We start from the raw sequence: 8,361 nt of genomic DNA, 5'->3' as shown, positions 1-8,361 counted from the left end.
TTTCTTTGGGTGGGGGGTGTGTTTTTCCCACCCCCCCCCACCCCCCCCCCCCCCCACCCCCCCCCCCCCCCCACCCCCCCACCCCCCCCCACGCCCCCGCCCCCCCCCCCCCCCCCCGCCGTCGTGTGTCCGACAGGTTTCGCCCCACAGGTTCCTTTTGCCAAGGGTTAACGCGCACCTCTTGACGGCCCCGTGACGCCGTTCTCAATATGTTCCCCATCGCGCAACCCATCGTGCAATGCGCAACAGCAGAGGAGCTTGTCGTGCCACACGAGGTCCGTGCCGTAGTCGCTGTGAAGAAGGGCGCACCCGTGGAGGTGCGGACGATCGTCGTCCCCGATCCGGGGCCCGGTGAGGTGCTCGTCGACGTGCAGGCCTGCGGGGTGTGCCACACGGACCTCCACTACCGCGAGGGCGCGATCACCGACGACTTCCCGTTCCTGCTGGGCCACGAGGCGGCCGGCACGATCGAGGCCGTGGGCCCCGGCGTCACCGATCTGAAGCCGGGCGACTACGTCGTACTGGCCTGGCGGGCGCCGTGCGGCAGCTGCCGTTCCTGCCGCCGTGGCCGGCCCTGGTACTGCTTCGACTCCCGCAACGCCGCACAGCCCATGACGCTGCTGGACGGCACCCCGCTCAGCAGCGCGCTCGGCATCGGTGCCTTCGCCGAGAAGACGCTGGTCGCGGCGGGCCAGGCAGTGAAGATCGACCCGGCCGCGCGGCCCGAGGCGGCCGGTCTCATCGGCTGCGGGGTGATGGCCGGGTACGGCGCGGCGGTCAACACCGGCAACGTCGGCCGGGGCGACTCGGTCGCCGTCATCGGCTGCGGCGGCGTCGGCAACGCGGCCATCGCGGGCGCCTGCCTGAACGGCGCCATGAAGGTGATCGCCGTCGACATCGACGACAAGAAGCTGGACCAGGCGGAGAAGTTCGGCGCCACGCACACCGTCAACTCCCGGGGCACCGACCCGGTCGAGGCCGTCCGGGAGCTGACCGACGGCCACGGCGTGGACATCGCGATCGACGCGGTCGGCCGCCCGGAGACCTTCCTCCAGGCCTTCTACATGCGTGACCACGCGGGCCTGCTGGTCCAGGTCGGTGTCCCCGCCCCCGAGATGAAGGTCGAACTCCCGCTGATCGACGTCTTCTCGCGCGGCGGCGCCATCAAGCCCTCCTGGTACGGCGACTGTCTGCCGAGCCGGGACTTCCCGTTCCTGATCGACCAGTACCTGTACGGCCTGCTCGACCTCAACGCGTTCGTGTCCGAGACGATCGCCCTGGACCAGGTGGAGGAGGCCTTCGGCAGGATGCACCGCGGTGAGGTGCTGCGCTCGGTGGTGGTCCCGTGAGCGTGCGCGGGGCCGTACGCGTCGAGCGGGTCGTCACCTCCGGGACCTTCGGCCTGGACGGTGAGACGTTCGACGTCGACAACAACGTCTGGCTGGTCGGCGACGACGAGGAGGTGCTCGTGGTGGACGCCGCGCACGACGCCGAGGCGATCCACCGCGCCACCGCCGGCCGCCGGGTCACCGCCATCGTCTGCACGCACGCCCACGACGACCACGTCGACGCGGCGCCGGCGCTCTCCGTCCTGACCGGCGCGCCCGTACTCCTGCACCCCGACGACACCGAGCTGTGGTCGCTCACCCACCCCGGCCGCAAGCCGGACGGCGAGCTGACCGACGGCCGGATCCTCACGGTGGCCGGCATCGAGCTGCACGTGATCCACACCCCGGGCCACACCTGGGGCAGCTGCTCGCTCCACGCCCCCTTCCTGAGCGCAGTCTTCACCGGCGACACGCTCTTCCACGGCGGACCCGGCGCCACCGGCCGCTCCTACTCCGACCGCCCGGCCATCGAGGCGTCCATCCGCGCGCGGCTGCTGGCCCTGCCGGGTGACACCGTCGTCCACACCGGCCACGGCCAGGACACGACGATCGCCGCCGAGCGGCCCAGCCTCCCCGCCGCCTGAGTCCCCGGCAGCACCGCCGCCCCGGCCCCAAGCGCACTCCCCCGTACCTGTCTGCCGGCCACCTCAAGGACCCGCACCCGCCATCCCCGCCACCACAAGGAGGGGCATGTCCAGCACCCCCGCAACCCGGTCCCAGGGACCCCGTGTCGTCGTCATCGGCGCCGGCATCGTCGGCTGCTCCCTCGCCGACGAGCTGACCGCCCGTGGCTGGACGGACGTCACCGTCCTCGAACAGGGCCCCCTGCCCGCCCCGGGCGGCTCCACTTCCCACGCCCCCGGGCTCGTCTTCCAGACCAGCCCGTCCAAGACCCTCGCCGAGTTCGCCCGGTACACCGTCGAGAAGTTCCGCGCCCTGGAAGTCGACGGCGTCTCCTGCTTCGACCAGGTCGGCGGCCTGGAGCTGGCCACCACCCCCGAACGGCTGGCCGAGCTGCACCGCCGGGCCGGTTACGCCGCCTCCTGGGGCATCCGGGGCGAGGTCGTCAACACGGCCCGGTGCAAGGAACTCTGGCCGCTGCTGGACGAGTCGGTGGTCCTCGGCGGCTTCCACACCCCGGACGACGGCCTGGCCCGGGCCCTCCTCGCGGCCCGGGCCCAGATGGACCGTGCCACCGCACGCGGCGCCCGCTTCCTGGACCGGCACACGGTGACCGGGATCGAGCAGCAGGACGGCCGGGTCACGGCGGTCGTCACCGACCGGGGCGCCTTCCCGGCCGACCACGTCGTCTCGGCGGCCGGTTTCTGGGGCCCGGTGATCGGCCGCATGGCCGGGATCGACGTACCGCTCCAGCCCCTCGCGCACCAGTACGCGAAGACCGGGCCGCTGCCCGAGCTGCGCGGCGCCACGGCCGAGGCCACACGGCCCATCCTCCGCTTCCAGGACCGCGACCTGTACTTCCGCGAGCACGCCGACCGCATCGGGATCGGCTCGTACGCGCACCGGCCGATGCCGGTGGATCCGTCGACGGTCCCGGCGTACGACGAGGCGCGCGCCCGGGACATGGAGATGCCGTCCTCGTACCCGTTCACCACCGAGGACTGGGCGCCGAGCTGGGAGGACTGCCGGCGGTTGCTGCCCGCGCTGCGGGAGTCCGAGATCGAGACCGGGTTCAACGGGATCTTCTCCTTCACGCCGGACGGCATGCCGGTGCTCGGGGAGGCGCGGCGGCTGCGGGGCTTCTGGCTGGCCGAGGCGGTCTGGGTGACCCACTCCGCTGGTGTCGCCAAGGCGGTGGCCGAGTGGATGGTGGACGGGCGGCCGTCCGCCGACGTGCACGAGTGCGACCTCACGCGGTTCGAGGAAGCGCAGCGTTCACCGTCGTACGTCCGCGAACGGGGCTCACAGCAGTTCGTCGAGGTGTACGACGTTCTCCACCCCCTTCAGCCGATGGAACAGCCGCGTCCGCTGCGCGTCAGCCCCTTCTACGCCCGCCAGCAGCAGCTCGGCGCGTTCTTCCTCGAGGGCACCGGCTGGGAGCGCCCGCACTGGTACGAGGCGAACGCCCCGCTCGTGGACGCCCTCGGTGACCTGCCCGAGCGCGACGCCTGGTCGGCCCGCTACTGGTCCCCCATCGCCGCCGCCGAGGCGAAGGCCACCCGCGAGAAGGTCGCCCTGTACGACATGACCCCGCTGCGCCGCCTGGAGGTCACCGGTCCCGGCGCCCTCGCCTTCCTCGACCGCATGACCAGCAACAACCTCCGCAAGAAGCCCGGCGCGGTCACGTACACCCTGCTCCTGGACGAGACCGGAGGCATCCGCTCCGATCTCACGGTCGCCCGTCTCGCCCCCGACCGCTTCCAGGTCGGCGCCAACTCCCCCGCCGACCTCGACTGGCTCCTCCGCCACGCCCCCGGCGACATCCAGATCCGCGACATCACCTCCGGCACCTGCTGCATCGGCGTCTGGGGCCCCCTCGCCCGCGCCCTCGTCCAGCCCCTGACCGGCGACGACTTCTCCCACGAGGGCTTCGGCTACTTCCGGGCGAAGCAGACGTACCTCGGACACGTGCCGGTGACGGCGATGCGCCTGAGCTACGTAGGCGAGCTGGGCTGGGAGCTGTACACCACAGCCGACCTGGGCCTCAGGCTCTGGGACACGCTGTGGGAGGCCGGGCAGGAGCTGGGGGTGATCGCGGCGGGCCGTTCCGCCTTCAACTCGCTTCGGCTGGAGAAGGGTTACCGGGCCTGGGGAACCGACATGACCGACGAGCACACCCCCTTCGAGGCGGGCCTCGGCTTCGCCGTCCGCATGGACAAGGAGGAGTTCGTCGGCAAGGCTGCGCTCCAGCGGGCCGGAGACCCCTCCCGCCGGCTCACCCCGCTCCTGCTGGACGACCCCGCCGTCGTGGTCCTCGGCAAGGAACCGGTTCATGTCGACGGCGCCCCGGCCGGTTACGTGACCAGCGCGTCGTACGGCTACACGCTGGGCCGCTGTGTCGCCTACGCCTGGATGCCGGCCGGCCTCGCCACCGGCAACGGCGTGCACATCGAGTACTTCGGCGAGAAGGTCCCGGCGACCGTCGCCGACGAGCCGCTGTTCGACCCGAAGATGACCCGCATCCGCCGCTAGGAGGCGACCGTGTCACCGTCTTACGACGTCATCGTCATCGGACTCGGCGGCATGGGCAGCGCCGCCGCCCACCACCTGTCCGCGCGCGGCGCCCGCGTCCTGGGCCTGGAGAAGTTCGGCCCGGTCCACAACCGCGGTTCCAGCCACGGCGGTTCGCGCGTCACCCGGCAGTCGTACTTCGAGGACCCGGCGTACGTGCCGCTGCTGCTGCGCGCCTACGAGCTGTACGAGGAGCTGGAACGGGCCACCGGCCGGGACATCGCGATCCTGTCGGGCGGCGTGATGGTCGGTCCGCCAAAGTCCCGGACCGTCTCCGGCGCACTGCGCTCGGCCACCGAGTGGGACCTGCCCCACGAGATGCTGGACGCGAAGGAGATCCGCCGCCGCTTTCCCACGCTCAACCCGTACGACGACGAAGTCGCCCTGTACGAGGAGAAGGCGGGCCTGGTCCGGCCCGAGAACATGGTCGCCGCGCACCTCCAGCTGGCCACCCGGCAGGGCGCCGACCTGCACTACGAGGAACCGGTGCTGCGCTGGGAACCGTACCGGGACGGCGTGCGCGTCCATACTGCCGAGAACACCTACACGGCCGGGCAACTGGTGATCTGCCCCGGTGCCTGGGCGCCGCAGCTGCTCACCGACCTCGGGGTGCCGTTCACCATCGAGCGGCAGGTCATGTACTGGTTCCAGCCGAGGGGCGGCACCGAGCCGTTCCGCCCCGAGAACCACCCGGTCTACATCTGGGAGGACGCGGCCGGTGTCCAGGTCTACGGCTTCCCGGCCATCGACGGCCCGGACCTGGGCGCCAAGGTCGCCTTCTTCCGGAAGGGGCGGGTGACGGCTCCGGAGACCATCGACCGGACGGTCCACGAGGACGAGATCCGGGCCATGGCGGACCACATGTCCCGCTGCGTCCCGGACCTGCCCGGCACCTTCCTCAAGGCCGCCACCTGCATGTACTCCAACACCCCGGACGAACACTTCGTGCTCGCCCGCCACCCCGCGCACCCCGAGTCGGTGACCGTCGCCTGCGGTTTCTCCGGGCACGGGTTCAAGTTCGTACCGGTCGTCGGCGAGATCCTGGCCGACCTGGCGCTGACCGGTTCCACCGCGCATCCCATCGGCCTGTTCGACCCCGCCCGCCCCCACTCCCGACCTCGGTCGAGCGGGGGGACCCCCACAGCCGCCGCGCCCGCCTGAGGAGCCCGCCCGTGACGACGACCCCGATCTCCCCGAGCCCGGTCTCCCCGAGCCTCATCGCGACGCTGCCGGGTCACTACTACACCAACCCGGAGATCTTCCGGCAGGAGCAGGAGAAGATCTTCGAGTCCCTGTGGTTCTGCGCTGTCCGCTCCGCCGACCTGGACAGGCCGGGCGCCTTCCGCACGGTTCAGGTGGGCCGCGAGAACGTCCTCATCACCCGGACCCGCACCGGCGAGCTGCGTGCCTTCCTCAATGTGTGCCGGCATCGCGGGGCGCGGCTGTGCACCGAGGAGTCCGGCGAGGTGCGGCGCAATCTGCAATGCCCGTATCACGCATGGACGTACGACCTTGACGGCAAGTTGATCGCCGCACCCAACTTGATCAAGATGCCCGACGTTGATCGAGTCGAGTACGGGTTGATCAAGGTGGCTCTGCGCGAGTGGCTGGGCTACGCCTGGGTGTGCCTTTCCGACGAGCCGCCCTCCTTCAAGGACACGGTGACGTACGCGGCCGTGGAACGCCTCGGCGACGCCGCCGCCATCGAGCACTACGGAACCGAGAGGCTCGCCCTCGGCAAGCGCGTCACCTACGACGTGCGGGCCAACTGGAAACTGATCGTCGAGAACTTCATGGAGTGCTACCACTGCGCGACGATCCACCCCGAACTCACCGAGGTGCTCCCGGAGTTCGCCGACGGCTACGCGGCCCAGTACTACGTGGGCCACGGCGCCGAGTTCGGCGAGGAGATCAGGGGCTTCACGGTGGACGGCAGCGCGGGCTTCGGCAAGCTCCCCGAGGTCACCGCCGACCAGGACCGCCGCTACTACGCGATCACGGTCAAGCCGACCGTGTTCGTCAACCTCGTCCCCGACCACGTGATCCTGCACCGCATGTTCCCGCTGGCCGAGGACCGCACGGTGGTGGAGTGCGACTGGCTGTACGCACCGGAGGTGGTGGCCTCGGGCGCGGACGTGTCGAAGTCCGTGGAGCTGTTCCACCGCGTCAACGTCCAGGACTTCGAGGCCTGCGAGCGCACTCAGCCGGCGATGTCCTCGCGCGCGTACCGCACCGGCGGGGTGCTGGTCCCGAACGAGCACCACATCGGGATCTTCCACGAGTGGCTCCTGGAGCGGCTGGGGGACTCCCATGCCTGACCTGTTCATCGACGGTGAGTGGCGGGGCGCCCTGGACGAGCGCACCCGGGAGATCCGCTGTCCCGCCGACGGTTCCCTGGTCGGGGTCGTGGACGAGGCCGGCGGCAAGGACACCGTGGAGGCCGTCGCGGCGGCGAGGCGGGCCTTCGACACCGGCCCCTGGCCGCACACACCGGCCGCCGAGCGCGGTGACCTGCTCCTGCGGGTCGCCGGTCTCCTCGCCCGGGACAAGGACGCCCTGGCCCGCGCCGAGTCCCTGGACACGGGCAAGCGGCTGGTGGAGAGCGCGTACGACATGGACGATGTCGTCAACTGCTTCCGCTACTTCGGGCGGCTGGTCGCGAGCGAGACCGGCCGGGTGATCGACACCGGGCGGCCGGACGTCGACAGCCGGGTGGTGTACGAGCCGGTCGGCGTCTGCGCCCTCATCACGCCCTGGAACTACCCGCTGTTGCAGACCGCGTGGAAGGTCGCCCCCGCGCTCGCGGCCGGCAACACCTTCGTGCTGAAGCCGAGCGAGCTGACCCCGCACACCGCGATCCACCTGGTCCGGCTGCTGGCGGAGGCGGGGCTGCCGCCGGGCGTGGCCAATCTGGTGCTGGGCGCCGGTCCGGAGGCGGGCGCCCCGCTGGGCGACCATCCGGACGTCGACCTGGTCTCCTTCACCGGCGGTCTACAGACCGGCCGCCGGCTGATGGCGGCGGCGGCCGGCACGGTGAAGAAGGTCGCGCTCGAACTCGGCGGGAAGAACCCCAACATCGTCTTCGCGGACGCCGACTTCGAGGCGGCGGTCGACATGGCGCTGACCGCCGTCTTCCTGCACTCCGGGCAGGTGTGTTCCGCCGGGGCCCGGCTGCTGGTCGAGGACGCGCTGCACGACCGGTTCGTGGACGAGGTCGTACGGCGGGCGCGGCTGATCCGGCTCGGCGGGCCGTTCGACGAACGGGCGCGGACCGGGCCGCTGATCTCGGCGGCACACCGGGCCGAGGTCGAGGCCTATGTCGCGCGGGGGCTCGCGGAGGGGGCGGTGCTGCGCTGCGGCGGCGCCCGGCCCGCCGGCCCCGGCTACGACGAGGGCTTCTACTACCTGCCGACCGTCCTGGACGAGTGCACGAGCACCATGTCGGTCGTCCAGGAGGAGTCCTTCGGGCCGGTGCTGACCGTCGAACGGTTCGCCGGCGAGGAGGAGGCCGTCCGGCTCGCCGACGACACGGTCTACGGCCTCGCGGGCGCCGTGTGGACCGGCGACGAGGCCCGGGCCGCGCGGGTCGCGGGGCGGCTGCGGCTCGGCACGGTCTGGATCAACGACTACCACCCGTACGTGCCGCAGGCCGAGTGGGGTGGTTACAAGCAGTCCGGGTTCGGGCGCGAACTCGGACCGGCGGGGCTCGCCGAGTACCGCGAGACGAAGCACATCTGGCGCAACACCGCGCCGGTACGGCAGGGCTGGTTCGACTGACAGC

6 protein-coding genes are annotated in these 8,361 nt (G+C 71.6%); all 6 read left to right on the top strand.

Translation table 11 applies throughout. From position 1 onward, the window contains the following. The first annotated feature begins 263 nt into the window (after positions 1–263). On the top strand, positions 264–1,349 hold the full coding sequence (locus ACZ4WH_RS03995) for an S-(hydroxymethyl)mycothiol dehydrogenase (RefSeq protein ID WP_468176310.1): 1,086 nt from the start codon (positions 264–266) through the stop codon (positions 1,347–1,349). Continuing rightward, positions 1,346–1,972, top strand: a complete 627-nt coding sequence (locus tag ACZ4WH_RS03990) for an MBL fold metallo-hydrolase (RefSeq protein WP_468176308.1) — start codon at positions 1,346–1,348, stop codon at positions 1,970–1,972. Before ACZ4WH_RS03995 ends, ACZ4WH_RS03990 begins: the two co-directional genes overlap by 4 nt. Positions 1,973–2,078: 106 nt before the next feature. After that, positions 2,079–4,541 carry a GcvT family protein gene (locus ACZ4WH_RS03985; RefSeq protein ID WP_468176306.1) on the top strand — a complete coding sequence of 821 codons (2,463 nt, stop codon included), beginning with the start codon at positions 2,079–2,081 and terminating at the stop codon, positions 4,539–4,541. 9 nt (positions 4,542–4,550) lie between these two features. After that, positions 4,551–5,741: an N-methyl-L-tryptophan oxidase gene (solA, locus tag ACZ4WH_RS03980; protein ID WP_468176304.1), complete on the top strand. Its 1,191-nt coding sequence runs from the start codon at positions 4,551–4,553 to the stop codon at positions 5,739–5,741. Between the two features lie 11 nt (positions 5,742–5,752). Further along, the gene (locus tag ACZ4WH_RS03975) at positions 5,753–6,898 is read left to right on the top strand and encodes an aromatic ring-hydroxylating oxygenase subunit alpha (RefSeq protein ID WP_468176302.1); all 1,146 of its coding nucleotides are present in this window, start codon (positions 5,753–5,755) and stop codon (positions 6,896–6,898) included. Further along, positions 6,891–8,357 carry an aldehyde dehydrogenase family protein gene (locus ACZ4WH_RS03970; RefSeq protein WP_468176300.1) on the top strand — a complete coding sequence of 489 codons (1,467 nt, stop codon included), beginning with the start codon at positions 6,891–6,893 and terminating at the stop codon, positions 8,355–8,357. Before ACZ4WH_RS03975 ends, ACZ4WH_RS03970 begins: the two co-directional genes overlap by 8 nt. The last annotated feature ends 4 nt before the right edge of the window (positions 8,358–8,361 follow it).

The sequence above is a fragment of the Streptomyces sp. NPDC029138 genome, assembly GCF_055564375.1.
The sequence above is the reverse complement of the archived record's forward strand: the minus strand, read 5'-3'. Positions and strand labels throughout refer to the sequence as shown.